Consider the following 24,947-nt stretch of genomic DNA (forward strand, 5'->3'; position numbering starts at 1 on the left):
CTCCCGTGAACGTTCACGTGAACGTTCACGGCGGACCCTAGCCGTAGAGTTCCCGCCATGGCAACGAGCCCGGGGACCGCGACGATCGTGGACGTGGCCCGCGAGGCCGGGGTCTCCCGGCAGACGGTCACCCGCGCGCTGAACGGCATGGCGGACATCAGCGACGCCACCCGCGAGCGCGTGCTGGCGGCCGCGCGGCAGCTGCACTACCGCCCCAACCGCGCCGCGCAGGCGCTGGTCCGGGGCGCGGGGACCGCCGTCGGGTTCCTCGTCGAGAACCTCGCGAACCCGTACTACTCCGAGATGGCCGCGGCGCTCACCCGGGCGGCGGCGGGCCGCGGCTGGAGCGTCATCCTGTGCGACCTCGGGGACGACGAGGCCGGCGCGCGCGACCGCATCACGACGCTGATGGCGCGCATCGACGCCCTCGTGCTCACCGGGTGCCGCGAGGGCACCGTGGGCCTCATCCCGCTGGACGACCTCCGGGGAGACCTGCTCGGCATCCCGACCGTGATGCTGGACGGCACCCCGCACCCGGCGGTCGACGCGCTGATCGACATCGACCACCGCGCCGGCGTGGGCGCGGCGGTCGACCGGTTCGTGGCGACCGGCCGGCGGCGCATCGGGCTGGTCGGCAGCACCCAGCTGCCCAGCTCGCCCCGGCACGCGGCCTTCCGTGACCGGCTGGACGAGCTCGGCCTGCACCGCGACGCGCGCTCGGAGACCGCCGGGCCCGAGACGTACCAGGGCGGCGCCGACGCCGCCGAGGAGCTGCTCGCCGGCTACCCCGACCTGGACGCGGTGCTGGTCTACAACGACGTCATGGCATCAGGCGCGCTGAAGGCGCTGGCCCGCCGCGGCGTCGCCGTCCCCGGTGACGTCGCGGTGATCGGCGCCGACGGGCTCGAGCTCGGGCGCATGCTCTCCCCCGAGCTCACCACGATCGACCTGAGCAAGCCGCACTACGCGGGGCTCGCGATCGACGCTGTCGCCGCGCTCCTCGCCGGGGCGCCGGCCACGCACCGGGGGTCGCCCGGACCGGAGCCCCAGTTCCTCACGGTGCGCGAGTCGGCGTGAGCGGGTCGGCGTGCGCACCGCCGGTTGCGTGTGCCGCTGCTACTGGTCCAGGTCGTCCGGGTTCGGCCCGGGGCTCGTCGGCCGGGCCTGCTGCGCGGCGTCCCCGCCCGTCGCGGGCAGGTCGCCCGAGTCGTGGTCCGGGTTGATGTCGTCCGGGTCGGGACCCGGGCTGGACGGCCTGGCTGCCGCCGCCGACGCGTCGTCGGGTGTCGAGCCGGATCCGGGGACCGCTGTGCTCATGACGCTCACTCCCTCGTGAGTGCGGCCGCGTCCGGGCTGCTCCCGGCTGCGGTCGTGTCGAGCATGCCACCGCGGACCGGCGGGCGACAGCCGGGCGGACGGGACCGGACGTGGGAGCGCCTGACCACGCCCTTCACCCGCGTCGAGATCCGGGACCGGAGGTGAGCGTCGCCCACGGCGGGCGCACGATCTTCGTCGACGCGAGGGGAGACCTCCTCGTGGCGGCGACGGGAGAGCCGTACCGGAACGTCTACGTCTTCCGGTTCACCTTCGACGCCGAGGGGCTCATCACCGACGTACGCGAGTACGCGAACCCAGTGCCCATCCTCGGGATCCCCGTCGGACGACCCTCCGAGCCCAGCCTCAGGCCCCCTCGGCCCGCCCCTCGCGCCAGTACCCCATGAACGCCACGGCCTTGCGGTCCACACCGCAGGTCCCGACGAGGTGCCGCCGCAGCGTCTTGATCGCCCCGGCCTCCCCCGCCAGCCACGCGTACAGGGCGGCGGACTGCCGCAGCGGCTCGCCGGTGGCGTGGTCCACGGGGACCTCCCACAGCATGCCGGTGTCGACGTCGACGTCCTCGAGCTCCAGGCCCTCGGGCAGCGGCGCCTCGTGCGGCATCAGCCGGACGCAGGCGGCCTGGACCGCCGGCACCAGCCGCGCGCCGTGGTGGGCGCCGTCGCGGGGAAGCCACCGGACGGTCACGCCGGCGGGCGCGTCGACCGGGATCGCGTCGCCGGAGACGGGCACCTCGATGACGGCCTCGCCGCGCGCGTCGCGGGGCAGGCGCTCGAGGATGCCGACGATGGCGGGGGCGGCCGTCTCGTCGCCGGCCAGCAGCACGCGGTCGGCGTGCGCCGGCGGGACGAAGTCGATGCCGCCGGTCGGGCCGGTGTGCTCGCGGTTCGGCCCGAGGATGACCAGGCCGTCGCCGACCTGCGCGCAGCCGGCCCAGGCGGACGCGGGTCCGCCGTCGCCGTGCAGAACCATGTCGACGTCGAGCTCGCGGACGTCGTGCCGGACCCCGCGGGCTGTGTAGGTGCGGATCGGGTGCCGCAGCTCGTCGGGGAGGTCGCGCCACTGCAGGTACCAGGAGTCGCCCTGCGGGACCGCGCCGTAGCCGCACGGCAGCGGGAGCAGCAGCTTGATGCGCTGGTCGAAGCCGTTGTCGGCGAACTGCTCCAGGTCGTCGCCGACGAACGTGAACCGGCGGAACGAGGGGCTGAGGTCCACGATCCGCGCGACGCGGACGTCGAAGAAGCGGAACGGCGTGGTGACGGCCGGCGCGGTGGTGGACGCTGTCATGCCGCCACCGTAACCCGTAGGTAAGGCTTCCCTCACCCCTGGTGTGAAAGATCCCACAGAACGGACACCCGGGGATCACGCCACGGTGGTGCCGAACAGCAGCCCGAGGCCGTACGTCGCGGCGGCCGCGCCGAGCCCGATCGCCAGCTGGCGGAGCGCGCGCTTCATCGGCGACGAGCCGGACAGCACGCCGACCGTGGCACCGGTGCCGAGCAGCGCGAGGCCGACCAGCCCGGTGGCGAGCGCGACCGCGGGCCAGCCCTCCATGCCCAGCAGGTAGGGCAGGACGGGCACGATCGCGCCGCCCGCGAAGAAGCAGAAGCTCGCACCCGCGGCGCCCGCGGCGCTGCCGACGGTCTCGTGCTCGTCGACCTCGTCCGGCGCGTGCGGGCCGTCGGACGCGGGCGCCGCGTCGGACGGGGGCAGCGCCCCGTCCAGCACCGCGATGCCGGCCAGCACCGTGGCCGCGCGGTCGTGCGCCTCGTCCTCGGTCATCCCGCGCGCCCGGTAGACCAGCGCGAGCTCGTTCGCGTCGAGGTCCAGGTGCGGCAGCGCCTCGCGGGCCTCGCGGCTGGGCCGGGACGCCTCGAGCAGCTCGCGCTGCGACCGCACCGAGACGTACTCGCCCGCGCCCATCGACAGCGCGCCGGCGAGCAGACCGGCCAGGCCGGTGAACAGGACGGTCGAGGTCGCCACGCCGCTGGCGCCGATGCCGAGCACCAGCGCGAGGTTGCTGACCAGGCCGTCGTTGGCGCCGAACACCGCGGCGCGGAAGGTGCCGGAGATCCGGTTGCGCCCGCGCATCGCGAGGCTGCGGACGACCTCCTCGTGGATCCGCTCGTCGGCGGCCATGGTGGGCGTGGCGTCGTCGTCCTCGGCGTAGGCGGAGCGGCCCTCCGCCCGCTGCGCGAGCGCGAGCACGAAGACCCCGCCGAACCGCCGCGCCAGCCAGCCGAGCGCCCGGGACCGGTAGTCGCCCCGCAGCGGGCGGCCGACCTGGTCACCGAGCAGGTCGAGCCAGTGCTGCTCGTGGCGCTTCTCGGCGTCGGCGAGGGCGAGCAGGATCGCGCGCTCCTCGCCCGTGCGGCGGGAGGCGACGTCGCGGTAGGCGGCCGCCTCGGCGCGCTCGTCGGCCAGGTAGCGCCGCCAGCGCCGGATCTGCCGCGGGGTCGGCGCGGGCCGGGCAGGGCGGGAGGGGGTGTCGGTCGGTGGCACGGTCGTCCATGGTGGCGGCCGGAACCGGCCGAGTCACGCGTTCCGAGCCGATTCGGACGGCCGAATCGGGGCGTCGGGACGACCCCGCCACGGCGCACCGGACGGCCCCAGAGGCCGGACCGGTGCGCCGTCGCCGGCTTCAGTCGTCCCAGGGCGGTGTCTCGTCGAGCTTCGCGTAGTACTTGGCGAGGTGGCTCCTGACCCGGTCCACGTCCTTCGCGGGCAGGTCCACCCCGCCGCGCGAACCCTGCATCACCGCCGCGGCGGCGAACACCCCGCGCGGGACGGCGACCAGCTTCCCGCCGACCACGTCGGCGATCAGCAGCTTGTACGCGGTGAAGTTCTGCTTGGCGTCCGCGTCGTACCAGACGTGCGCGTCGCGGTACTGCTGGTTCGGCTCGTCCTCGGCGTCGGCCCAGGCGCGGACCCGCTTCTCGGCGGCGGCGCCGTCCCACTCGCGGTCGCGGTCGGCCAGCGGCAGGTCCTGGAAGGCGGTGACGGCCATGGCGCTCCTCTCAACTCGACGGTTGTGCAACAGGCGGCTTGGGGACGGTGCCGGGTCAGGACGAGGGCGCGGCGGCCCGCAGCTTCTCCAGCAGCGGCGCGGCGGCCTCGTCGAGGAACCGCTGCTGGCCCTCGTCGCCGACCTGCACCAGCGCGATGTCGGTGAACCCGGCCTCCCAGTACGCCGACACGGCCTCGACGATCGCGTCCAGGTCCGGCCCGCAGGGGATGGTCTCGGCGACGTCGTCCGGCCGGACGTACTGGCTGGCCGACGCGAACGCCTCGGTCGTCGGCAGGTCCGCGTTGACCTTCCAGCCGCCGGCGAACCAGCGGAACTGCTCGTGCGCGCGCTGCTTCGCGGTCTCCAGGTCGGGGTCCCAGGAGATCGGGATCTGGCCGATCTTGCGCGACGGCGACGGGGTGCCCTCGCCGATCTCCTTCGCGGCCTGGGCCCGGGCCTCGTCCCAGCCGCGCAGCAGGTCGGCGTCGGGCTCGGTGGTGATCAGGTGGTCGGCCAGCGGGGCGAATCGGGAGATCGACTGCGCGCCGGACACGGCGACACCGATCTCGACCGGCTGCTCCGGCAGGTCCCAGAGCTTCGCGGAGTCGGTGCGGAAGTGCACGCCGTCGAAGGTCAGCCGCTCGCCGTCCAGCAGCGCGGTGATGATCTCGATGGCCTCCTCGAGCATGTCGTGCCGCTCGCCGACCGCGGGCCAGCGCTCGCCGACCACGTGCTCGTTGAGGTTCTCGCCGGCACCGAGGCCGAGCGTGAACCGGCCGTCCGACAGCACGCCGATCGTGGCGGCCTTCTGCGCGACGACGGCCGGGTGGTACCGGACGATCGGGGCCGTCACGTAGGTCATCAGGTCGACCCGGGACGTCGCGTGCGCCACCGCGCCCAGCAGCGACCACGCGTAGGAGGCGTGCCCCTGCTCGTCGACCCACGGGAAGTAGTGGTCGCTGGACACCTCGAAGTCGAAGCCGAGACGCTCGGCGTCCACGGCGTACCCGACGAGCTGCTTCGGCCCGGACTGCTCGGTCATGAGGGTGTACCCGAATCGCGTCATGCTCCGACTCTCCCCCGCCCGCCCCGCCACGGCATCTGGAGCGCCGCCCCCCCCCGGCGAGACCGCCCGGCGCCTCCGCTCCCGCGCCGAGAGAGGGCCGTCGCGCCGAGGTAGGGCGCGCGCAAGCCCTATCTCGGCGCGGAGGCCCTATCTCGGCGGAGGCCGGGGCGGGGTCCGGGGCGGAGGGCCGGGGCGGGGGCGGAGGCCCGGGGCGGGGGCCGCGGGCGCGGGCGCCTCGGTCAGGACGTGGCGAGGGCCGTGCGGAGGGCGTCCACCAGCGGGGTGGTCGGGCGGCCGATCAGGCGGGAGAGGTCGCCCGGGGTGGCGGCGAGCAGTCCGTCGCGGGTGTTCTCCTCGAGGGCGACGACGAACCCGACGGTGCCCTCGTCCAGCCCGGCGGCGGCGAGGTCGGCGCGACGCTGCTCGGCGGACTCCGGGCGGTACGTCACCTCGCGGCCCAGCAGCTCCGACGCGGCGGCGGCCAGGTCCGTGAAGCCCCAGGCCTCGTCGCCGGACAGCTCGTAGACCGCGTCGTCGTGGCCCTCGGTGCGGAGCACGACGGCCGCAGCGGCGGCGAAGTCGTCCCGCGGGGCGCTGGCGACGCGCCCGTCGCCGAACGCACCGGTGATCTCGCCGGTCTCGCCCGCGCGCTGCACGTCGCCGACGTAGTTCTCGGTGTACCAGCCGTTGCGCAGGATCGTGAAGGTGACCCCGGACGCGCGCAGGATCTCCTCGGTGGCCTTGTGCTCGGGGGCGAGCACCAGCGCGGTGGTGTCGGCCTGCGGTGCGGACGTGTAGACCACGCGCCGCACGCCGGCGGCCTTCGCGGCCTCGATCGCGGTGCGGTGCTGCTCGACGCGCTGCCCGACCTCGCTGCCGGAGACGAGCAGCACGACCTCCGCGCCGTCGAACGCGGCGGCAAGGGTCTCGGGGCGGGCGAAGTCGGCGGTGGCGACCCGGACGCCGCGCTCGGCGAGGTCGGCGAGCCGCTCGGTGCGGCGGCCCGTCGCGACGACCTGGTCGGCGGGGACGCCGTCGGCCAGCAGGTGCTCGACGACGAGGCGGCCGAGGTGGCCGGTGGCACCGGTGACGACGATCGACATGGGAGGTTCCTCTCGGTGGGGCGGCGCCGGATCGGTGACGTGTCCGGCACCCGCCCCAACCGCGACCCCGGCAGCACCCTTCCCGATCGCCGGTACCCACTTCCGCGTAAGGTACTGGCATGACGGTAAGCATCGAGGACACGGGCCTGCGGCCGCCGACATCCGTCCTGGACGGGCTGCTGACCGACGGCGTGCTGCCGTCCGCGTGCCCCAGCCGCGTCGTGCTCGACCACGTGACCAGCAAGTGGGGCGTCCTGGTCCTGGTCGCGCTGTCCGAGCGCACCCTGCGCTGGGGTGAGCTGCGCCGGGTCGTCGAGGGCATCAGCGAGAAGATGCTCGCCTCGACGCTGCGCACGCTCGAGGCCGACGGCCTGGTGCTGCGGGAGGCGACGCCGTCGATCCCGCCGCGCGTCGACTACTCGCTGACCCCGCTCGGCCGCGAGCTGGCCGCGCACCTGCTGCCCCTGATGTCCTGGATCGCCGGCCACGCCGACGCGATGCTGGCGGGGCGCGCGACCGGGCGCTGAGCCCGCGCGCACAGACGATCCCCAGGGCGGGCGCCTACGATGGCCGACCGCCCGCCGAACCCGACCGAAGGACGAGCACGTGCGCCGTACGGCCGCCACCCTCCTCGCCGCCTCCCTGCTGCTGCTCTCCGCGTGCAGCAGCGGCGACCCGGACGACTCCGCGTCGCCCACCGCCTCCGCCAGCACCGCCGCGACCGCGAGCGCCGAGGACGTCGCCGCCCTCGAGGCCGTGACCGTCACCGGTGACGCGGGCGCCGAGCCGACCTTCGAGTTCGAGCAGCCGTTCACGGTCTCCGCCCCCGTGGCGCGGGTCGCGACGCCGGGCACCGGCGCCGAGGTGGCCGAGGGCGACCTGGTCACGATGAACATCGCCGCCGTCAGCGGTGCCGACGGCACCAGCCAGGGCGGCACCTACGGCGCGGCGCCGGAGTCCTACATCGCGGAGAGCCCGACCCTGCCGGACGTCCTGCTCGACCAGGTCATCGGCCAGCAGGTCGGCGCGCGCATCCTCTACGCGAACCCGGCGGAGGACGTCACGCTGATCCTCGCGGTCGAGATCATGGGCGCCGAGGCCGTCCCGACCCGCGCCGAGGGCACCCCGGTCACCCCGCTGCCCGAGGGCCTGCCGACCGTGACGCTCGCCGAGGACGGCCAGCCGTCCATCGAGACGGTCGACACCGACCCGCCGGCCGAGCTGGTCGTGCAGCCGCTCATCACCGGGACCGGCGCCGCCGTCGAGGCCGGCCAGAACATCACCATCCAGTACAGCGGGTGGCTCTGGGACGGCACGCCGTTCGACTCCTCGTGGGAGAACGGCACCCCGCTGTCCACCTCGCTCAGCAACCTGATCCAGGGCTGGCAGCAGGGCCTGGTCGGCCAGCCGGTCGGCAGCCAGGTGCTGCTGATCATCCCGCCGGACCTGGGCTACGGCGACGAGGACACCGCGTCCATCCCCGGCGGCTCGACGCTGATCTTCGTGGTGGACATCCTCAGCGCCTCCTGACGCGCAGCGCACCCGAGCAGGACCCCGGCCGCACCTGCGGCCGGGGTCCTGTCTTTCCGGGCACCAACGCGACTAGCCTGGCGTCCCGGCCCCAACCAGGAGACTGCGATGGACGCGGCAACGACGCCGACGGTCCGGAACGTGGCGCTCGTCGGCCACGGCGGATCCGGCAAGACGACACTCGCCGAGGCCCTGCTGCTGCGCGCCGGGGCCGTCCCCCGCGCCGGGCGGGTCGAGGACGGCTCGACGGTCTGCGACCACGAGCCCGAGGAGGTGGCCCGCGGCTCCTCCGTGGCGCTCGGCGTAGCGGACCTGGACTGGACCTGCAGCCAGGGCTGCCCGCACCGCGTCACCCTGCTCGACACCCCCGGCGCGCCCGACTTCGCGGGGGCGGTGGACGCGGCGTTGTCCGTCGCCGACCTCGCGGTGCTGGTGGTGAGCGCCGTCGACGGGGTCCAGGCCGGGACCGAGGCGGCGTGGCGGCGGTGCGACGAGGCCGGGATCGGCCGCCTGGTCGTCGTCACGCAGGAGGACCGCGCCCGCGCCGACTTCCACCGGGTGCTGGACCAGGTGCGCGACCTCGCGCGGCGGACCGGGCACGACCCGGCCGGCGTCGTGCCGCTCGAGCTGCCGCTGGGCGAGGAGCAGGCGCTGCACGGCGTCGCCGACGTCCTGTCCGACCGGGGCCTGGACTACGCGCCCGACGGCCGGCACCGGGACTGCGAGCTGCCCGCGGACGTCGCGGACGAGGAGCACCGGCTGCACGACGAGGTGACGGAGGAGATCGTCGCCCACGACGACGACCAGCTGGAGCGGTACCTGTCCGGCGACGAGCCGGACGCCGCCGAGCTGGAGCGGACGCTCGCGCGCGAGGTCGCACGCGGCACGGCCGTCCCCGTGCTGGTGGTCTCCGCGGCGACCGGCGTCGGCGTCGACCGCCTGGCGGACCTGGTGTGCGAGATCGGCCCCGCGCCCGCCGACCGGCCGGCCCGGCTGCGGGTCGGCAGCGGGGACGTCGCCACGACGGCGCTGCCGGCCGACCCGGACGGCGAGCCCGTGCTGCACGTGTTCCGCACGGTGGCCGACCCGTTCGTCGGGCAGGTGTCGGTGTTCAAGGTGCTCTCGGGCACCGTCCGGCCGGGCGACCGCCTGGTCAGCACCGCCACCGGCACGGAGGAGCGGCTGCACGGGCTGTTCCGGCTGCGCGGCCGCGAGCACCTGCCCGCCGACGTGGTGCGGGCGGGCGAGATCGCCGCGGTCGCCAAGCTCACCGGGACGCCGACCGGCGGTCTGCTCGCCGCGCGGGCCCAGCCGGTGCGGCCCGCCGGGCTGCCGGCCCGCGGCCCCGTGCTGGGGGTCGCGCTGGTCCCGGTCAGCCAGGCCGACGACGACCGGCTGTCCGCGGCGCTGACCCGGCTCGCCGCCGAGGACCCGACCCTGCACGTCGAGCGGACGGCGCACCAGGCCGTGCTGCGCGGGCTCGGCGACGCGCACCTCGCGGTCGCGGTCGAGCGCCTCGCGCGGGTGTTCGGCGTGCACGTCACGACCGAGCCGGTGCGGATCGCGTACCGGGAGACGCTCGCCGGGCCGGCCGAGGCCGAGGGCCGGCTGAAGAAGCAGTCGGGCGGGCACGGCCAGTTCGCCGTGGTCCAGCTGCGGCTGCGCCCGCTGCCGCCCGGGTCGGGGTTCGTGTTCGTGGACTCCGTGGTCGGCGGGGCGGTGCCCCGGTCGTACCTGCCGGCGGTCGAGCGCGGCGCCGTCGAGGCGCTCGCCGCCGGCGGGCCGCTCGGGCACCCGGTGGTCGACGTCGAGGTCGAGGTGCACGACGGCAAGGCGCACGCGGTCGACTCCTCGGACATGGCCTTCCGCACCGCGACCGCCGCCGGGGTCCGCGCCGCCCTCGCCTCCGCGGGGACGGTGCTGCTCGAGCCGACCGTGCACGTCAGCGTCCTGGTCCCGCCCGAGGCGCAGGGCGACGTGCTCGGCGACCTGTCGGGCCGGCGCGGGCACATCAGCGCCAGCAGCACCACGGACGACGGCCGGGTGCGGGTCGAGGCCGTCGTGCCGGAGGCGGAGGTGGTGCGGTACGCGCTCGACCTGCGGGCGCTGGCCGGCGGGCGCGCCGAGGTGGTGCTCGCACCGGGCGGGTACGACGTCCGCCCGCGGCACCTGGCGCCGGTGTGAGGCCTCCGCCGGCGCGACCTCGTCGCGCGGCGGGTCCCGCGACCGTGCGGACCGGGCCGGGTGGTCATAGCGTCGACGGACCACCCGCTCTTCGAGGAGGACCCGTGAAGCTCCGCCATCTCCCGATCCGGCTCGGCGCCGGCGCGTACATCCTCAGCTCCGGCGTCGACAAGCTCAGCGCCGACGACGACACCGCCGCCGGCCTGCACGGCATGGCCTCCGGCGCGTACCCGTTCCTGGCCGACGTCGACCCGAAGACGTTCACCAGGGCGCTCGCCGCCGCCGAGGTCGGCCTCGGCGCCGCGCTGCTGGTCCCGGTGCTGCCCCGCGTGGTCGTGGCGGCCGGGTTCACCGCGTTCTCGGCCGGGCTGGTCGGCATGTACGCGCGCACGCCCGCGCTGCGCCGCGGCGAGAGCGACCCGCGCCCCAGCGAGCAGGGCGTCGGCATCGCCAAGGACGTGATCATCTTCGGCGCCGCGACGTCGTACCTGATCGACGCCCTGACCTCGTCGGCGAAGAAGGCCGGCGTCAAGGCCACCACGAAGGCGAAGAAGGTCGTCACGCGCTGACGGCCCGGGAGCAGGACGCGGGCGGCACCTGGCTAGGCTCGGTGCCGCCCGTCGTCGTCCCACCCGCCAGGAGCGTCATGCGTCAGCCGACCCGCTGGGAGCAGATCGGCCAGCAGAACCCCGACCGGTCCGCCTGGTACGTCGAGCGGTTCCGCACCATGGCGGCCGAGGGCGCGGACCTGGCCGGCGAGGCGCGGATGGTCGACGCGATGGTGCCGCGCGGGTCGCGGGTGCTGGACGCCGGCTGCGGTCCCGGCCGGGTCGGCGGCGAGCTGCTCCGGCGCGGGCACACCGTGGTCGGCGTGGACGTCGACCCCCTGCTGGTCGACGCGGCGCGTGCCGACCACCCCGGCGGCGACTGGCACGTCGGCGACCTGGCCGAGCTCGACCTGCCCGCGGCGGGCGTCGCCGAGCCGTTCGACGTCGCCGTCATGGCCGGGAACGTGCTGACGTTCGTGGCCCCCGGCACCGAGGCCGAGGTGCTGCGCCGGGTCCGCCGGCACCTGGTCCCCGGCGGCCGGCTGGTGGTCGGGTTCGGCGCGGGCCGCGGCTACGCGTTCGACGCGCTCGACGTGGACGCGCGCGCGGCGGGCTTCCGCGTCGAGCACCGGTTCTCGACCTGGGACCTGCGCCCGGTCGAGCCCGGCTCCGACTTCCTGGTCGCCGTCCTGGGCTGACCCGCTGGTCGCGGGCCCGGGTCGTGCCTACGCTCGACCGCATGGCCCGGTTCTTCGACGTCCACCCCCACGACCCGCAGGCCCGCTCGATCAGCCAGCTGGTCGCGCTGCTGCGGGACGACGCGCTGATCGCGTACCCCACCGACTCCGGGTACGCCCTCGGCTGCCGGATGGAGAGCCACACCGGCGCGGACCGGATCCGCGCGATCCGGCACCTGGGGGACAAGCACCACTTCACGCTGATGTGCAGCGACTTCGCGCAGCTCGGGCAGCTGGTCCGGCTGGACAACGCGCCGTTCCGCGCGATCAAGTCCGCGACCCCCGGGCCGTACACGTTCATCCTGCCGGCGACCAAGGAGGTCCCCCGGCGGCTCGCGCACCCCAAGAAGAAGACCGTCGGCGTGCGCATCCCCGACAGCCGGGTGGTGCAGGCCATCCTGCGCGACCTGGGCGAGCCGCTGCTGTCCTCGACGCTGATCCTGCCGGGCGAGGCCGAGCCGCAGGTCGACGGCTGGACGGTCAAGGAGGAGCTGGACCACGTGGTCGACGCCGTGGTGGACGCCGGCGAGTGCGGGACGGAGCCCACGACCGTCGTCGACTGGTCGGAGGGCTACCCCGAGGTCGTCCGCGTCGGCGCGGGCGACCCGGACCGGTTCGCCTGACCGTGCCCGCTGTGCCCGACGTGCCGCCGCCGGACGACGCCGGGTTCCCCGCCGCGCTCGCGCCCGGGGCGCGGGACCTCGCGGAGCTGGACGGGGCCGTCGTCGAGTGCCGCGCGTGCCCCCGGCTCGTCGCGTGGCGCGAGCACGTCGCCACGGTCAAGCGCGCGGCCTACCGCGACCAGGAGTACTGGGCCCGCCCGGCGCCCGGCTTCGGGGACCCGGACGCGGCCGTGCTGGTCGTCGGGCTGGCCCCCGCCGCGCACGGCGCCAACCGCACCGGCCGGATGTTCACCGGCGACCGGTCGGGCGACTTCCTGTTCGCCGCGATGCACCGCGTCGGCATGGCGTCCCAGCCCACGTCGACGCACGCCGGCGACGGTCTGGGCCTGACGGGGGTGCGGATCACCGCGCCGGTGCACTGCGCACCGCCGGACAACACGCCGCTGCCCGAGGAGCGGCACCGGTGCGGGCCGTGGCTGGCCCGGGAGCTGGAGATCGTGCGGCCGCGGGTCGCGGTGGTGCTGGGGGCGTTCGGCTGGGACGCGCTGCTGCGCACGCTCGGCGAGCAGGGCTGGGCGGTCCCCCGGCCGCGGCCGCGGTTCGGCCACGGCGCGGAGGTGGTGCTGGACCGGCCCCGCACCGACGAGCGGCTGACGGTGCTCGGCTGCTTCCACGTCAGCCAGCAGAACACCTTCACCGGCCGCCTCACGCCGGACATGCTCGACGCCGTGCTGCTGCGCGCCCGCGACCTCGCCGCCTGACGCCGGGCCCGGCAGACCCCTGCCGGGCCCGACGTCGGTGAGCGGGTCCGACGGTGGTCAGGCGAGCGGGTTGCCGCCGGTGACGCCGATGCGGTCGCCGGTGATGTAGCTCGACTCCTGGCTGGCGAAGAACACGTACGCCGGCGCCAGCTCGGCCGGCTGGCCGGCACGGCCCAGCGGGGTGTCGGCGCCGAACTCCTTGACCTTCTCCGCCGGCATGGTCGCCGGGATCAGCGGCGTCCAGATCGGGCCGGGCGCCACGGCGTTGACGCGGATGCCCTGCTCCGCCACCTGCTGCGCGAGCGCCTTGGTGAAGTTGAGGATGACGGCCTTGGTCGCGGCGTAGTCGATCAGCTGCGGGCTCGGCTGGAACGCCTGGATCGAGGTCGTGTTGATGATGCTGGCCCCCTCGCCCAGGTGGGCGAGCGCGGCCTTGGTCAGCCAGAACAGCGCGTAGACGTTGGTCTTCATCGTGCGGTCGAGCTGCTCGGTGGTGAGGTCGAGCAGGCCGTTCTCCTGCGACATCTGGTACGCCGCGTTGTTCACGAGGATGTCGAGCCCGCCGAGCTCGGACACCACGTGCTCCACGACGTCCTGGCAGAACTGCTCCTCGCGCAGGTCGCCCGGGCAGGTGACGGCCTTGCGCCCGGCGTCCTGGATCAGGCGCACGGTCTCCTGCGCGTCCTGCTCCTCCTCGGGCAGGTACACGATGGCGACGTCGGCGCCCTCGCGGGCGAAGGCGAGGGCGACGGCGCGGCCGATGCCGGAGTCGCCGCCGGTGATGAGGGCCTTGCGGCCCTCGAGCCGGCCGGAGCCGACGTACGTGTCCTCGCCGTGGTCCGGCTTCTGCGCCATGTCCCCGGTCACGCCGGGGTGGTCGAGCTTCTGGGCCGGCTGCTCCGGCTCGGGGTGCTGGTCGGTCGGGTCCTGGGGTGTCGTCTGGTCGCTCATGCTCATCCATCGTGCGCATCGCGCGGCGGCGCGCCACCGGAGCGGGTGAAACCACGGCGTGTCGCCGCCCGGCGCGTCGTCCCGAGTTGCCGGGCCGCCCGGCACCCGCGCACAGTGGCCCCCGGCCGCCCGCGCCCGCGGGTGCGCCGCCGCCACGCCTCCCGGCGTCCGTCCAGCACGTGCACACCGCGCGCACACCCGCCACGCAGCCTCCCCGCAGGTGGGGCCCTAGGGTGGCGATCCCGACCACCAGAGCAGGAGCGCACGTGAGCGACGACGAGCAGTACGTCGAGATCTGGGGCGACCGCGTGTCGATGCGCGACCTCGTGGTCGCGCTGGCCGCGGTCGCGGCCGTCACCGTCGCGGCCGTGCTGGTGGGGCGTGCGCTCGGGTCGTCGGAGTTCTTCTGGGGCCTCGGCGGCGCGGTCGCCGGGTTCGGTGCGGCGCTGGTGCTCGTCCGGCCGAAGCGCGACGTGCAGATCGTCGACGACTCCGACGCGGAGGCCGGTCGGACCGACCCGCGCGCCGACTGAGCCGACCCGTCGACCGGCGCCGCACCCATCCGGGTGGGCGCCCCGCACCGAAAGACCTCCGTGGACCTCTCCCTGCTGCTGCCGATGGTCGCCGCCGTCCTGGCGGCCGTGGCGCTCTACACGCTGATCGGGTTCATCCCCGGCACCGACGAGACCTCGGTGCTGCTGCCCGTGACCCTCGCCCTGGTGCTCGCGGGGACCGACCCGCAGGTCGTGCTGGCGTTCTTCATCGCCGCCGTCGTCACGCTGAACCTGACCAACTCGATCCCCACGGCCCTGGTCGGGCTGCCCGGCGGCGTGCTGTCGGCGCCGATGATCGACCACGCCCTGGTCCTCAAGCGGCAGGGGCGGGCCGCGGAGACGATCCGGAAGATGGCGGCCGGCTCCGTGGTCGGGACGCTGATCGCGATCCCGCTGGCGCTGCTCATCGCGTCCGCGATCACCCCGCTGGCGGACCAGCTGCGCGAGTACGGCTCGCTGCTGTTCGTCGGCGGCGCGGTGGTGCTCGCGCTGCTCGGCAAGAACAAGGTGCTGTCGCTGCTGGCGATCGTGCCGCTGGGGCTGCTGTTCCAGGGCGTGCAGGCGCTGTACCGGCAGACGGGCGTGCTGCCCGAGGACGGCACCATCACCGTGTCGTTCTTCCTGGCCATCACCGCCGGCCCCCTGCTGCTCAGCCTCACCACGCTGCTCAACCCGACGCTGCGGGCCGCGATGCCCCGCGCCGGCCGGACGCCCGTGCGGATCACCACGTCCGAGCTGAAGGGCGCCCCGCTCAGCCCCCGGCGGCTGCTCACCCGCGCCGAGCTCGGCGCCAGCGCCACGGTGTCCGCCGCGTCCACGCCGCTGTTCTTCCTCAGCCCGGTCGCGCTCACCCTGCTGATGGGCGAGGCCGCGGGCGGCCGCGCGAAGGAGCCGGTCGAGCGCTCGTCCCGCGCCGTCACGGCGATGGCCGCGCTGGCGCACTCCACGTACCTGGCCGGGGTGATCATCCCGCTGCTGGCGATCGGCCTGCCGCTGTCGCCCGTCGCCGTCGGTCCGGCCAACGCGCTGTTCAACGCGCCGCCCGTGCTGACCCTGGACAACAACCTGCACCACCTGCTGACGACGTCGCAGTTCGTGGTCGCCGTGCTGGTCGGCGGGTCCATCGCCCTGGTGCTGTCCTACGTGCTCGCCGTCCGGTACTCGTTCCGGCTGACCGCGCTCGTCACGCGGTACGTGCCGCACGAGGCGGTGCTGGCGCTCTTCGTCGTGTTCGTCCTGCTCCTGGCGTACCTGGACGCCGGGCTCGTGAACGTCTTCGCCGTGCTGCTGGTCGGGCTGACCTGCGGCACGCTGAACCGGTTGGGCGTCAACTTCGGGGTGCAGTTCATGTCGCTGTACGCGGCCCCGTGGTTCGTCACCCACCTGATGTGAGGAGTACGGCCATCACCAGCACGCACCCGCGCAGCACCGGGACCGGGCACACCCGTGCCAAGGCGATCCTGGTCGGCGAGCACGCCGTCGTCTACGGCGAGCCCGCCATCGCGCTGCCCCTGGCCAGCCTCCCGATGCGCGCCACCGCCCGCCGGGAGGACGGCCCGCTGACGCTCGAGTCGGTCCTGTACTCCGGTCCGCTGGCCGACGCGCCGGAGCAGCTGGCCGCCCCGCGCGCCGCCGTCGAGGCCACCCTCGACCACCTCGGGCTGCCGCACCACGGCATCGTGCTGTCGACCGAGTCCACCATCCCCGCCGCGCGCGGCCTCGGCTCCAGCGCCGCGACGGCCGGAGCCCTGGCCCTCGCGCTGGCCGACCTGGCCGGACGCACGCTCACCAAGCAGGAGCACTTCGACCTCGTGCAGGTCGGCGAGCGCGTCGCGCACGGCAACCCGAGCGGACTGGACGCGCGCACCACCGCCTCCACGGAGCCCGTCTGGTTCCAGGCCGGGGAGATCCGGTCCCTCGACCTGCGGCTCCGCGCGCACCTGGTGGTGGCGGACACGGGCGTGCACGGCCGGACCCGGGTCGCCGTCGCCGACGTGCGCGCGTTCCTCGACCGGCACCCCGCGCGCGGCGCGGAGCTGGTCGCCGAGCTCGGGCAGATCACGCGCGACGTGGTTGACGACCTCGCTCTGGACCGCCCGCGCGACCTGGGGGCCCGGATGACCCGGGCGCACGGGGCGCTGGCGGAGCTGGGCGTCTCCTCCCCCGAGCTCGACCGGCTGGTCGGCGCGGCCCTCGCCGCCGGGGCGCTCGGCGCGAAGCTGACCGGCGGTGGCCAGGGCGGATGCCTGCTCGCGCTCGCGGCCGACACCACCTCCGCTGGTACGATCGCCGCTGCCCTGCGCCGCGCGGGCGCGGCGCGCACATGGTTGCACCGGACCGACGCGCGGCCCCCCGCCGCTCCCGCCCAGGTGTCCCTCGGATGACGAACTCCGCGACAGCCGTCGCGCACGCGAACATCGCGCTCGCCAAGTACTGGGGCAAGCGCGACGAGGCCCTGGCGCTCCCCGCGACGTCCAGCCTGTCGCTCACGCTCGACGCGTTCCACGCCACCACCACGGTGACCCTGGACCCCGGGGCCACGGAGGACACCGGCGTGCTCGACGGCCGGGCGATGTCCGAGGCCGAGGTCGTGCGCGTGCGCCGGTTCCTCGACCTGGTGCGCTCGCTGGCCGGGTCCGCAGTGCACGGCACGGTGACCTCCACCTCCACGGTCCCCACCGGCGCCGGGCTGGCCTCCTCCGCGAGCGGGTTCGCCGCGCTGGCCGGTGCGGCCGCCGCGGCCTACGGGCTGGACCTCGACCCGCGCGGCCTGTCGCGGCTGGCCCGGCGCGGCTCCGGCTCCGCGGCCCGGTCCGTGTTCGGCGGCCTGGTGATCTGGCACGCCGGCACCGACGACGCCTCCTCGTTCGCCGAGCCCGTCGCCGGTGGCGAGGCCGGCGGCCCCCTCGACCCGGCGATGGCGGTCGTCGTGCTCGACGCCGGCCTGAAGTCCGTGTCGAGCCGGGTCGCGATGCGCCGCACCGTCGAGACGTCCCCGTACTTCGCCGCCTGGACCGAGGCGACGGAGCGGGACGTCACGCTGATGCTGGAAGCCGTCACCGCCGGCGACCTCCCGGCACTGGGCGAGCTCGCGGAGTCGAACGCGCTGCGGATGCACGCGACGATGCTGGGCGCCCGCCCGCCGGTGCGGTACTGGACGGCGCACACCGTCGCGGTGCTGGACCAGGTGCTCGCGCTGCGCGCCGACGGCCTGCCCTGCTGGGCGACCATCGACGCCGGCCCCAACGTCAAGGTGCTGTGCGCCGGACGCGACCTGCCCGCCGTGGCCGAGGCGCTGTCGCTCGAGGGCACGCGGCGCGTCGTGACCGCCCGGCCCGGGCCCGACCTGCGCGTGACCGCGGGAGGTGCCGCGTGATCGAGGTCAGCGCCTCCGGCAAGCTGTTCGTGGCCGGCGAGTACGCCGTCGTCGAGGCCGGGTACCCGGCCGTGCTCGTGGCCGTCGACCGGCACGTCACCGTGCGGCTGGCACCGGCCGAGGGCGCCGGCTCCATCGCCTCCGACCAGTACGGCCGGCTGCCCGTGGTGTGGCGCCGGGACGGCGACCGGGTCGTGCTCGACCACGACAGCCGCCCGTTCGACTACGTGCTCGCCGCGATCGACGTCGTCGAGCGGTTCGCCGCCGAGCAGGGCCGCACCCTCGGGTTCTACGACATCACCATCAGCTCCGAGCTCGACGACCAGTCCGGACGGAAGTTCGGCCTGGGCTCCTCGGCCGCCGTCACCGCGGCGACGGTGCGGGCGCTGGACCAGTTCTACGAGCTGGGGCTCCCGACCGAGCAGCTGCTGCGGCTCGCGCTGCTGGCCACCGTGGCGGTCAACCCGATGGGCTCCGGCGGCGACGTCGCCGCGAGCCTGTACGGCGGCTGGATCCGGTACGCCGCACTGGACCGGGTCTGGCTGCGCGACGCCCAGGCCGAGGCGGCCGCGTCCGGTGTCGACCGGCCGCTGACCGCGCTGCTCGCCGCCGAGTGGCCCGGGCTGTCCGTGCGCCGGCTGCCGACGCCCACGTCGATGCGGCTCGTGGTCGGCTGGACCGGGGTCCCGGCGTCGACCACCCGGCTCGTCGAGGCCATGCAGTCCCGCAAGGGTGCTGCGGAGAGCCACTACCCCGACTTCCTGGCCGCCTCCCGGGACTGCGTCGACGCCCTGGCCGACGCCATCGAGCGCGACGACGCCCCCGCCGCCAAGGCCCAGATCCGTCGCGCCCGGGGGCTGCTCACCTCGCTCGCGCGGGCCGCGGGGGTCGACATCGAGACGCCCGCCCTGCGCACCCTGTGCGAGACCGCGCAGCAGGTCGGCGCCGCGGCGAAGTCCTCCGGCGCCGGCGGCGGCGACTGCGGCATCGTCCTGGTGGACGCCGACACCGACCTCGAGCCGATGCTCCGGGACTGGGCGCTGTCCGACGTGCGGCACCTGTCCCTGCACGTGCAGCCCCCGCGGGAAGAGGTCCGATGAGCACCGACGACGCCGCGCTGTCCGGGCAGGACGCCCGCCGCAAGGACGACCACGTCCGGCTGGCGGTCGCCCAGCACGCCGAGCCGGGCGCGCACGACTTCGACCACGTGCGGCCGATGAACCACCCCCTGGCCGCCGGCGACCGGTCCCAGGTCTCGCTGCGCACCACCGGCCGCGTGCTCGACTGGCCCGTGCCGCTCTACATCAACGGCATGACCGGCGGGACCGCGTACACCGCGACGATCAACCGCGCCCTCGCCCTGGCCGCGCGGGAGACGGGCGTCCCGATCGCGTCCGGGTCGACCGGGATCCTGCACCGCGAGCCCGCGGCGATCCCGTCCTTCCGCGTCCTGCGCGAGCTCAACCCCGACGGCTTCGTCCTCGCCAACGTCAACGCCAACCTGACGCCCGCCCAGGCCCGTCGCTCCGTCGAGATCCTCGAGGCCGACGGGCTCCAGGTGCACGTGAACCCGGCGCAGGAGATCGTCATGCCGGAGGGCGACCGCGACTTCACGCGGTGGGCGGACGGCATCGCCGCGATCGTCGAGGGCGTCGGCGTCCCGGTGGTCGTCAAGGAGGTCGGCGCGGGGATGAGCCGCGGGACCGTCGCCCAGCTGCGCGACCTCGGCGTCGCCGCCGTCGACGTGTCCGGGCGCGGCGGCACGGACTTCACCGCCATCGAGTCCGCCCGCCGCGACGACGGCGGCATGGACTACCTCGCGTCCTGGGGGCAGTCGGCCGTCGAGGGCCTGCTCGACGCCGCGTCCGTCGACGGCGTCGACCTGCTCGCGTCCGGTGGCGTGCGGCACCCCCTCGACGTGGTGCGCGCGCTGGCGCTGGGGGCGACGGCCGTCGGGGTCGCCGGCGGGTTCCTGCGGGTGCTGCTCACCGACGGCGAGGCCGCCCTGGTCGAACGGATCCGTACCTGGCTGACCCAGGTGGGCGACATCATGACGCTGCTGGGCGCGCGCACGGTGGCCGACCTGCAGCGCACGGACCTGCTCCTCACCGGCCCGGTGCGCGAGTTCTGCGGGCTCCGCGGGGTCGACGCGGCGGCGTACGCACGGCGCAGCGGGCTCTGACCTCTCACGCACGCGCCGCATCCACCGGGTGCACGGTGGCCCACGCGCCCGGGACGTGTTCCGGTGGGGCGCCGTGTCCACCGGGTACACCGTGACCCAGGAGACCTCGGGTTGTTCCCGAGAGACGACGTGTCCACCGGGTACACCGTGACGCCGGGGCCGCCGCGGTTTCCAGTCTGAGCGACGTGTCCACCGGGTACACCGTGACGCCGGGGCCGCCGCGGTTTCCTGTCGGAGCGACGTGTCCACCCGGTACACCATGACCCGGGCGCCTTCGCGAGGTTCCCGCAGGACGACGTGTCCACCGGGTGCACCGGGTACCAGGTGTCCACGTCGTCCGAGCGGATCACCCCGCTCGTCTGCGGGACACCGTGTACCCGACCTCGGATCGACGGCTCCGCACACCGCCCTGGGGACGACGCCCTCGACGGCCCGCACCCGCCCTACCGTCGGACGATGGAGACCATCACCCGGGAAGTCACCGCGCGCCAGCTCCGCAGCGAGCTCGCGACGCTCGTCAACGAGGCCGCCTACGGCAACGGCCGCATCGCCCTGCACCGGTACGGGACGCTCGTCGCGGTGCTGATCGGGCTCGACGACTTCCAGAAGCTCCGGCGCTTCGAGGCCGACCCCGACGCCCGGGAGCGCGAGACGCTCGACGAGTGGGCGGCCCGGACCGTCGAGGAGGACCGCCTGCGACGCGAGGAGGAGGCACGCGAGGCACGCGCCGTCGAGGACGGGGACGACGGCAGCACGCCGACCTCCCCCGCCCGCTAGCGCCGGCTCCGGCCAGGGCGCCGACCCCGCGGCCACCGCTGTCGCGAGGTCAGGCGGGGAAGACGCAGAACTCGTCGCCCTCCGGGTCGGCGAGCACCGTCCAGCCGTCGTGCCGCGCCAGCACGGTCGCGCCGCGCGCCACCAGGTCGTCGACGCCCGACCCCAGGTCGGCGACCGTCAGGTCGAGGTGCAGCCGGTTCTTGCCGGCCTTCGGCTCCGGCACCTGGTTGAACCACAGCCGCGGCCCGGCGCCGGACACCGGCTCGACCAGGACCGAGGGGTCGTCCTCCGGGTCGTCGACCCCCTGGGCCCGCAGCCGGGCGAGCTCGGCGTCGTCGTAGGGCGCGACCCGGAACCCGTCGAGCGTCGCCGCCCACCAGCGCGCCAGCGAGGCGGGGTGGTGGCAGTCGACGACGACGTCGCGCAGGGCGGCCATCCGCCGAGCGTACGACCCGGGTACCCGGAACCGGTGCACGGTTCCGCTCAGCACCGGCACCCCACGTGTCGATAGGTCCCGTGGGGTGAGGACGATGGACCTGGGGATCGGCACCGACCGGACCGCGCGACGCGCGCGCCGGCGGGCACTGCGGCGCGGCGACGCCACCACGGCGAGCGGCGTGCCTGCGGCGCGCCCCGAGGCCGACCGGGACGACGACTGGTTCGACTCCTGGCTCGGCGGGACGGCCGCCGAGGCGTCCGGCACCACCCGGGCCCTCGCGGCCGCGCCTGCGGGCTGGACCGTCCTGCGGGACCTGCACCGACCCGGACGCTCCCGCACCACCGTCGAGCACGTCGCGGTCGGCCCCGGCGGCGTCGTGGTCCTGGAGACGGTCCGGTGGCGCGGCGACGTCGAGGTCGTGGACGGCACGCTGCGGCACCAGGGCTACGGGCGGACTCCCGAGGTCACGGCGGTCGCCGACGGCGCCGGGGCGATCACCGCGCTGCTCGCGCCTGCCCACCGCCGCGCGGTGCACGCGGTGCTGTGCGTCGCCGGCAGCACCCTCGAGCCCGCCGCGGCCCGCGGTGGCGGCCTCGTGGTCGGCGAGCTGCGGCTCGCGCAGCACCTGGCCGGGCTGCCGGACCGCTTCACCGCGGAGGACGTGGTCCTCGTGTCCGAGTACCTGGCCGCCGAGCTCGGTGGCGCGGTGAGCCCGGAGCAGCTGACCGTCGACGACGTGTTCCGGCCGTCGGCGGTGTGGCAGGCGCCGGCCGCCCGGGCCGCGGGCACCACGACGTCCGACCGGGTCGCCCCGTACGCGCAGCCCCGCAACCACGCGGTGGCCGGCCTGCACGACCAGGCCGACGCGGACGTCGACGGTGCGGGACGGGCCGCCGCCCCGCGTGCGGCCGCCGGCGACGGCGCGCTCCGCCTCGGGCTGGCCGTGCTCGGCCTGCTGACCGTGGGCAACTTCCTGCTCGCCTGGCTCGACGCCGCCGGCTGACCCGCAGACCGCGGGCAGCACCCGGGTCTACCGTGGCGCCATGGGCGATCGGATCACGCCGGAGCAGTTCCACGCGACCCCCGGCGTCGCGGACTGGCGGGCGACCCCCGAGGGCGCGTCCGCGCGGTTCCGCACCGGGTCGTTCGCGGCCGGCGTCGAGCTGGTCGACGCGATCGGCGAGCTCGCGGACGCCGCGGACCACCACGCGGACGTCGACCTGCGGTACGCCGCGGTGACCGTCCGGCTGGTGTCGCACGACGTCGGCGGGCTGAGCGAGCGCGACGCGGCCCTGGCGAGCCAGGTCTCCGCGGCGGCACGCGAGCTCGACGTGCCCGCGGACCGGCCCGACCCGGTCGTCGCCCCGGCGGTGGATCTGGACGAGCAGGGCCGGCCGGAGCCGCCGGTCGACGCCGACGAGATGGCGACGCTGCTCGGGTTCCTCGACTTCCTCCGGGCCACGCTGGAGTGGAAGACCCGCGGCCTCGACGCCGCCGGGCTCGCCGTGACCGTGCCGCCGTCGACCATGACGCTCGGCGGCCTGCTCAAGCACCTGGCGTACGTCGAGGACGACTGGTTCTCCCGCACCCTGCACGACCGCGACCGCGCCGAGCCCTGGCGCTCCGTCGACTGGGCCGCCGACCGCGACTGGGAGTGGCACACGGCCGCGCAGGACTCCCCCGAGGAGCTGCGCGCGCTGTGGCAGGCGTCGGTCGACCGGTCCCGCGAGCTGCTCGCGGCCGCGCTGGCGGCCGGCGGGCCCGGCTCCCCGGTCCGGCGGACCTGGCCCGACGGGCGGGCGCCGAGCGTGCGCTGGGTGGTCACCCACATGATCGAGGAGTACGCGCGGCACGCCGGTCACGCGGACCTGCTGCGCGAGGCCGTCGACGGCGAGGTCGGCGAGTAGCACCGGCGTGACCTGCGTCACGACGCGGGCGGGGCCGGAATGGCCGCCGCGGTCGCCGCCGTTCGACCAGGCGTGAGCCTGCTGATGTCCCCCCTGACCCTGCGCGGCACGACCTTCCGGAACCGCGTCTGGCTGGCGCCGATGTGCCAGTACTCCGCCGACGGCGACGGCGTGCCCACCGACTGGCACCTGGCGCACCTCGGCGCCCGCGCCGTGGGCGGGTTCGGCCTGGTGCTCGCGGAGGCGACGGCCGTGGTCCCGGAGGGCCGGATCTCGCCGCAGGACGTCGGGCTCTGGAACGACGAGCAGGTCGCCGCCTGGCGCCGGATCACCGACTTCGTCCGCAGCCGGGGCGCCGCCGTCGGCGTCCAGCTCGCGCACGCGGGCCGCAAGGCCTCGACCTACCGCGGGTTCGGCGAGGGGTCGGGCACCGTCCCCGCGACGGACGGCGGCTGGGAGACGGTCGGCCCGTCCGACCTGGCGTTCGCCGGCTACGCCGCGCCGCAGGCGATGTCCGCCGAGCAGGTCGCCGCCGTCCCCGGTCAGTTCGCGGCCGCCACCCGGCGCGCCGTCGCCGCCGGGTTCGACGTGGTCGAGGTGCACGCCGCCCACGGCTACCTGCTGCACCAGTTCCTGTCGCCGCTGTCCAACGAGCGCACCGACGCGTGGGGCGGCTCCCTGGCGGACCGCGTGCGGCTGCTGCTCGACACCGTGGACGCCGTGCGCGCCGAGCTCGGCGAGGACCGGCCGCTGCTGGTCCGCGTCTCGGCCACCGACTGGACCGAGGGCGGGCTGACGGTCGAGGACGTCGCGCAGGTGTCGGTCTGGCTGCGCGAGCACGGCGTGGACCTGGTGGACGTCTCCACCGGAGGCAACGTGCACGCCACGATCCCGGTCGGCCCCGGGTACCAGGTGCCCGCGGCGCGGACGGTCCGGGAGACCGCCGGGCTGCCCACCGCCGCCGTCGGCCTCATCACGACGCCCCAGCAGGCCGAGCAGGTGCTCGCCGAGGGTTCCGCGGACGTCGTCCTGATCGGCCGGCCCGCCCTGTTCGACCCGCACTGGCCCCTGCGCGCCGCGCACACCCTGGACGACAAGGCCCCCGTGCTCGAGCACGCCGGCGACGCCGCGGCCACGGCGCTGCCCGACCAGCCCGCCGGCTGGCCCGCGCAGTACGCGCGCGGCTCCTGGGGCTGAGCGCCGGGCCGGGTCGCCGCGTCAGGTCGTGAGCAGCGAGACGCCCACGAACACGAGCGCGACGGTCGACAGCACGCCGACGACGAGGGCCAGCACCGCGCGACCCCGGCCGTGCCCGCCGTCCTGGGCACGCCGCATCGCCCAGACGCCGAAGCCGAGCGCCACCGGGCCGAGCGGCCACACGACGATCGCGACCAGACCGAGGTAGCCGGCGACGACCGACTGCCAGGACCGGCCCACGGGGACGAGCCAGTGCAGCGCGTCGCGCGGGCTCTCCCCCGGCCGCGGCGGGTCGGGGTACCAGGCGGTCGTCTGCGGGGCCCACCCGGGCGCGGCACCCGGGGCGGCGGCGTACGGGGCGGCGGCGTACGGCTGCGCGACGGGGGCAGCAGGTGGGACGGGTGCCGCGGCGACCGGGCGCCGGGCGTGCGCCGGCGCGGCGACCCCCGCGGCGGTGTGCGCCCCGGGTCGTGCGGCGGGACCGGCATCCGCGGGGTCCGGCACCGCGGGCCTGACGGGGGCGGGCGGCGCGGGGACGGGCGGTGCCGCCGGGACCGGTGCGGTCCGCTCGGTCCAGCCCGCGCCGTCGAACCACCGCAGCACGCCGGGCGTCACCCCGTCGGGGTACCACCCGGGGGCCGGGAGCGGTGCAGCCTCGGTCATGCCCTCC

At 75.7% G+C, this 24,947-nt stretch carries 27 protein-coding genes; 18 read left to right on the top strand and 9 right to left on the bottom strand.

The features are described from left to right. Nucleotides 1-57 precede the first annotated feature (57 nt). Nucleotides 58-1,077 carry a LacI family DNA-binding transcriptional regulator gene (locus AC1050_RS18435; protein WP_482388861.1) on the top strand — a complete coding sequence of 340 codons (1,020 nt, stop codon included), beginning with the start codon at nucleotides 58-60 and terminating at the stop codon, nucleotides 1,075-1,077. Nucleotides 1,078-1,116: 39 nt separating this feature from the next. On the opposite strand, the gene AC1050_RS18440 is transcribed toward AC1050_RS18435, so the two are convergent. The 6 genes from AC1050_RS18440 to AC1050_RS18465 form a co-directional block, all read right to left on the bottom strand. Continuing rightward, nucleotides 1,117-1,317, bottom strand: a complete 201-nt coding sequence (locus AC1050_RS18440) for a hypothetical protein (protein WP_482388862.1) — start codon at nucleotides 1,315-1,317, stop codon at nucleotides 1,117-1,119. A gap of 363 nt (nucleotides 1,318-1,680) precedes the next feature. Continuing rightward, entirely contained in the window at nucleotides 1,681-2,622 is a 942-nt protein-coding gene (locus tag AC1050_RS18445; protein WP_482388863.1) for a siderophore-interacting protein, read from the bottom strand. 75 nt (nucleotides 2,623-2,697) lie between these two features. Further along, nucleotides 2,698-3,837 carry a VIT1/CCC1 transporter family protein gene (locus AC1050_RS18450; protein WP_482388864.1) on the bottom strand — a complete coding sequence of 380 codons (1,140 nt, stop codon included), beginning with the start codon at nucleotides 3,835-3,837 and terminating at the stop codon, nucleotides 2,698-2,700. A 139-nt stretch (nucleotides 3,838-3,976) separates the two neighbouring features. Continuing rightward, nucleotides 3,977-4,342 (bottom strand): hypothetical protein, encoded by a 366-nt coding sequence (locus AC1050_RS18455; RefSeq protein WP_482388865.1) that lies wholly within the window; start codon nucleotides 4,340-4,342, stop codon nucleotides 3,977-3,979. A 55-nt stretch (nucleotides 4,343-4,397) separates the two neighbouring features. Next, on the bottom strand, nucleotides 4,398-5,408 hold the full coding sequence (locus AC1050_RS18460) for a TIGR03557 family F420-dependent LLM class oxidoreductase (RefSeq protein WP_482388866.1): 1,011 nt from the start codon (nucleotides 5,406-5,408) through the stop codon (nucleotides 4,398-4,400). A gap of 239 nt (nucleotides 5,409-5,647) precedes the next feature. Continuing rightward, nucleotides 5,648-6,511, bottom strand: a complete 864-nt coding sequence (locus AC1050_RS18465; RefSeq protein ID WP_482388867.1) for an SDR family oxidoreductase — start codon at nucleotides 6,509-6,511, stop codon at nucleotides 5,648-5,650. Nucleotides 6,512-6,630: 119 nt separating this feature from the next. On the opposite strand from AC1050_RS18465, the gene AC1050_RS18470 reads away from it, so the two are divergent. From AC1050_RS18470 to AC1050_RS18500, 7 genes are all read left to right on the top strand, one after another. After that, complete coding sequence (locus tag AC1050_RS18470; protein ID WP_482388868.1) at nucleotides 6,631-7,038, top strand: winged helix-turn-helix transcriptional regulator; 408 nt, start codon at nucleotides 6,631-6,633, stop codon at nucleotides 7,036-7,038. A gap of 79 nt (nucleotides 7,039-7,117) precedes the next feature. Beyond that, complete coding sequence (locus tag AC1050_RS18475) at nucleotides 7,118-8,041, top strand: FKBP-type peptidyl-prolyl cis-trans isomerase (protein WP_482388869.1); 924 nt, start codon at nucleotides 7,118-7,120, stop codon at nucleotides 8,039-8,041. Between the two features lie 108 nt (nucleotides 8,042-8,149). Further along, nucleotides 8,150-10,225 (top strand): elongation factor G, encoded by a 2,076-nt coding sequence (locus tag AC1050_RS18480; RefSeq protein ID WP_482388870.1) that lies wholly within the window; start codon nucleotides 8,150-8,152, stop codon nucleotides 10,223-10,225. Nucleotides 10,226-10,329: 104 nt separating this feature from the next. Further along, nucleotides 10,330-10,794 (top strand): DoxX family membrane protein, encoded by a 465-nt coding sequence (locus AC1050_RS18485; RefSeq protein ID WP_482388871.1) that lies wholly within the window; start codon nucleotides 10,330-10,332, stop codon nucleotides 10,792-10,794. 77 nt (nucleotides 10,795-10,871) lie between these two features. Then, the gene (locus tag AC1050_RS18490) at nucleotides 10,872-11,471 is read left to right on the top strand and encodes a class I SAM-dependent methyltransferase (protein ID WP_482388872.1); all 600 of its coding nucleotides are present in this window, start codon (nucleotides 10,872-10,874) and stop codon (nucleotides 11,469-11,471) included. A gap of 41 nt (nucleotides 11,472-11,512) precedes the next feature. Then, nucleotides 11,513-12,133, top strand: a complete 621-nt coding sequence (locus AC1050_RS18495) for an L-threonylcarbamoyladenylate synthase (RefSeq protein ID WP_482388873.1) — start codon at nucleotides 11,513-11,515, stop codon at nucleotides 12,131-12,133. An 11-nt stretch (nucleotides 12,134-12,144) separates the two neighbouring features. After that, nucleotides 12,145-12,894 carry a uracil-DNA glycosylase gene (locus AC1050_RS18500; RefSeq protein ID WP_482388874.1) on the top strand — a complete coding sequence of 250 codons (750 nt, stop codon included), beginning with the start codon at nucleotides 12,145-12,147 and terminating at the stop codon, nucleotides 12,892-12,894. Nucleotides 12,895-12,951: 57 nt separating this feature from the next. Here the strand turns inward: AC1050_RS18500 and AC1050_RS18505 are convergent, their stop codons facing one another. Next, nucleotides 12,952-13,845, bottom strand: a complete 894-nt coding sequence (locus tag AC1050_RS18505) for an SDR family oxidoreductase (protein WP_482388875.1) — start codon at nucleotides 13,843-13,845, stop codon at nucleotides 12,952-12,954. Between the two features lie 266 nt (nucleotides 13,846-14,111). Here AC1050_RS18505 and AC1050_RS18510 point away from each other — a divergent pair, with 266 nt between their 5' ends. From AC1050_RS18510 to AC1050_RS18540, 7 genes are all read left to right on the top strand, one after another. Beyond that, nucleotides 14,112-14,378, top strand: coding sequence for a hypothetical protein (locus tag AC1050_RS18510; protein WP_482388876.1), 267 nt, complete (start codon nucleotides 14,112-14,114; stop codon nucleotides 14,376-14,378). Nucleotides 14,379-14,438: 60 nt separating this feature from the next. Further along, nucleotides 14,439-15,791 (top strand): tripartite tricarboxylate transporter permease, encoded by a 1,353-nt coding sequence (locus AC1050_RS18515; RefSeq protein ID WP_482388877.1) that lies wholly within the window; start codon nucleotides 14,439-14,441, stop codon nucleotides 15,789-15,791. After that, nucleotides 15,788-16,783 (top strand): mevalonate kinase, encoded by a 996-nt coding sequence (gene mvk, locus AC1050_RS18520; RefSeq protein WP_482388878.1) that lies wholly within the window; start codon nucleotides 15,788-15,790, stop codon nucleotides 16,781-16,783. The genes AC1050_RS18515 and mvk overlap by 4 nt, the downstream gene beginning before the upstream one ends. Next, on the top strand, nucleotides 16,780-17,775 hold the full coding sequence (mvaD, locus tag AC1050_RS18525; protein ID WP_482388879.1) for a diphosphomevalonate decarboxylase: 996 nt from the start codon (nucleotides 16,780-16,782) through the stop codon (nucleotides 17,773-17,775). Before mvk ends, mvaD begins: the two co-directional genes overlap by 4 nt. Continuing rightward, entirely contained in the window at nucleotides 17,772-18,875 is a 1,104-nt protein-coding gene (locus AC1050_RS18530; protein WP_482388880.1) for a phosphomevalonate kinase, read from the top strand. The genes mvaD and AC1050_RS18530 overlap by 4 nt, the downstream gene beginning before the upstream one ends. Next, nucleotides 18,872-19,957, top strand: coding sequence for a type 2 isopentenyl-diphosphate Delta-isomerase (fni, locus tag AC1050_RS18535; RefSeq protein WP_482388881.1), 1,086 nt, complete (start codon nucleotides 18,872-18,874; stop codon nucleotides 19,955-19,957). Before AC1050_RS18530 ends, fni begins: the two co-directional genes overlap by 4 nt. A gap of 456 nt (nucleotides 19,958-20,413) precedes the next feature. Beyond that, entirely contained in the window at nucleotides 20,414-20,734 is a 321-nt protein-coding gene (locus AC1050_RS18540) for a type II toxin-antitoxin system Phd/YefM family antitoxin (RefSeq protein WP_482388882.1), read from the top strand. A 49-nt stretch (nucleotides 20,735-20,783) separates the two neighbouring features. Here the strand turns inward: AC1050_RS18540 and AC1050_RS18545 are convergent, their stop codons facing one another. Beyond that, nucleotides 20,784-21,170, bottom strand: a complete 387-nt coding sequence (locus AC1050_RS18545) for a VOC family protein (protein ID WP_482388883.1) — start codon at nucleotides 21,168-21,170, stop codon at nucleotides 20,784-20,786. Between the two features lie 94 nt (nucleotides 21,171-21,264). Here AC1050_RS18545 and AC1050_RS18550 point away from each other — a divergent pair, with 94 nt between their 5' ends. The 3 genes from AC1050_RS18550 to AC1050_RS18560 all read left to right on the top strand — a co-directional run bounded on the left by AC1050_RS18550 (nucleotide 21,265) and on the right by AC1050_RS18560 (nucleotide 24,277). Further along, nucleotides 21,265-22,176: an NERD domain-containing protein gene (locus AC1050_RS18550; protein WP_482388884.1), complete on the top strand. Its 912-nt coding sequence runs from the start codon at nucleotides 21,265-21,267 to the stop codon at nucleotides 22,174-22,176. 40 nt (nucleotides 22,177-22,216) lie between these two features. Continuing rightward, complete coding sequence (locus AC1050_RS18555; protein WP_482388885.1) at nucleotides 22,217-23,080, top strand: mycothiol transferase; 864 nt, start codon at nucleotides 22,217-22,219, stop codon at nucleotides 23,078-23,080. A gap of 84 nt (nucleotides 23,081-23,164) precedes the next feature. Next, nucleotides 23,165-24,277: an NADH:flavin oxidoreductase/NADH oxidase gene (locus AC1050_RS18560; RefSeq protein WP_482388886.1), complete on the top strand. Its 1,113-nt coding sequence runs from the start codon at nucleotides 23,165-23,167 to the stop codon at nucleotides 24,275-24,277. A gap of 21 nt (nucleotides 24,278-24,298) precedes the next feature. On the opposite strand, the gene AC1050_RS18565 is transcribed toward AC1050_RS18560, so the two are convergent. Next, nucleotides 24,299-24,940 carry a DUF2510 domain-containing protein gene (locus tag AC1050_RS18565; RefSeq protein WP_482388887.1) on the bottom strand — a complete coding sequence of 214 codons (642 nt, stop codon included), beginning with the start codon at nucleotides 24,938-24,940 and terminating at the stop codon, nucleotides 24,299-24,301. Between the last annotated feature and the right edge of the window lie 7 nt (nucleotides 24,941-24,947).

This window comes from Cellulomonas sp. NEAU-ZC6 (assembly GCF_056844425.1).

Excerpts from the sequence above, each read along its gene's own strand:
- AC1050_RS18435 (WP_482388861.1), top strand. The coding sequence starts at position 58 with ATGGCAACGAGCCCGGGGACCGCGACGATCGTGGACGTGGCCCGCGAG.
- AC1050_RS18440 (WP_482388862.1), bottom strand. The coding sequence starts at position 1,317 with ATGAGCACAGCGGTCCCCGGATCCGGCTCGACACCCGACGACGCGTCG.
- AC1050_RS18445 (WP_482388863.1), bottom strand. The coding sequence starts at position 2,622 with ATGACAGCGTCCACCACCGCGCCGGCCGTCACCACGCCGTTCCGCTTC.
- AC1050_RS18455 (WP_482388865.1), bottom strand. The coding sequence starts at position 4,342 with ATGGCCGTCACCGCCTTCCAGGACCTGCCGCTGGCCGACCGCGACCGC.
- AC1050_RS18460 (WP_482388866.1), bottom strand. The coding sequence starts at position 5,408 with ATGACGCGATTCGGGTACACCCTCATGACCGAGCAGTCCGGGCCGAAG.
- AC1050_RS18465 (WP_482388867.1), bottom strand. The coding sequence starts at position 6,511 with ATGTCGATCGTCGTCACCGGTGCCACCGGCCACCTCGGCCGCCTCGTC.
- AC1050_RS18470 (WP_482388868.1), top strand. The coding sequence starts at position 6,631 with ATGACGGTAAGCATCGAGGACACGGGCCTGCGGCCGCCGACATCCGTC.
- AC1050_RS18480 (WP_482388870.1), top strand. The coding sequence starts at position 8,150 with ATGGACGCGGCAACGACGCCGACGGTCCGGAACGTGGCGCTCGTCGGC.
- AC1050_RS18490 (WP_482388872.1), top strand. The coding sequence starts at position 10,872 with ATGCGTCAGCCGACCCGCTGGGAGCAGATCGGCCAGCAGAACCCCGAC.
- AC1050_RS18495 (WP_482388873.1), top strand. The coding sequence starts at position 11,513 with ATGGCCCGGTTCTTCGACGTCCACCCCCACGACCCGCAGGCCCGCTCG.
- AC1050_RS18505 (WP_482388875.1), bottom strand. The coding sequence starts at position 13,845 with ATGAGCGACCAGACGACACCCCAGGACCCGACCGACCAGCACCCCGAG.
- mvaD (WP_482388879.1), top strand. The coding sequence starts at position 16,780 with ATGACGAACTCCGCGACAGCCGTCGCGCACGCGAACATCGCGCTCGCC.
- fni (WP_482388881.1), top strand. The coding sequence starts at position 18,872 with ATGAGCACCGACGACGCCGCGCTGTCCGGGCAGGACGCCCGCCGCAAG.
- AC1050_RS18540 (WP_482388882.1), top strand. The coding sequence starts at position 20,414 with ATGGAGACCATCACCCGGGAAGTCACCGCGCGCCAGCTCCGCAGCGAG.
- AC1050_RS18545 (WP_482388883.1), bottom strand. The coding sequence starts at position 21,170 with ATGGCCGCCCTGCGCGACGTCGTCGTCGACTGCCACCACCCCGCCTCG.
- AC1050_RS18550 (WP_482388884.1), top strand. The coding sequence starts at position 21,265 with ATGGACCTGGGGATCGGCACCGACCGGACCGCGCGACGCGCGCGCCGG.
- AC1050_RS18555 (WP_482388885.1), top strand. The coding sequence starts at position 22,217 with ATGGGCGATCGGATCACGCCGGAGCAGTTCCACGCGACCCCCGGCGTC.
- AC1050_RS18560 (WP_482388886.1), top strand. The coding sequence starts at position 23,165 with ATGTCCCCCCTGACCCTGCGCGGCACGACCTTCCGGAACCGCGTCTGG.
- AC1050_RS18565 (WP_482388887.1), bottom strand. The coding sequence starts at position 24,940 with ATGACCGAGGCTGCACCGCTCCCGGCCCCCGGGTGGTACCCCGACGGG.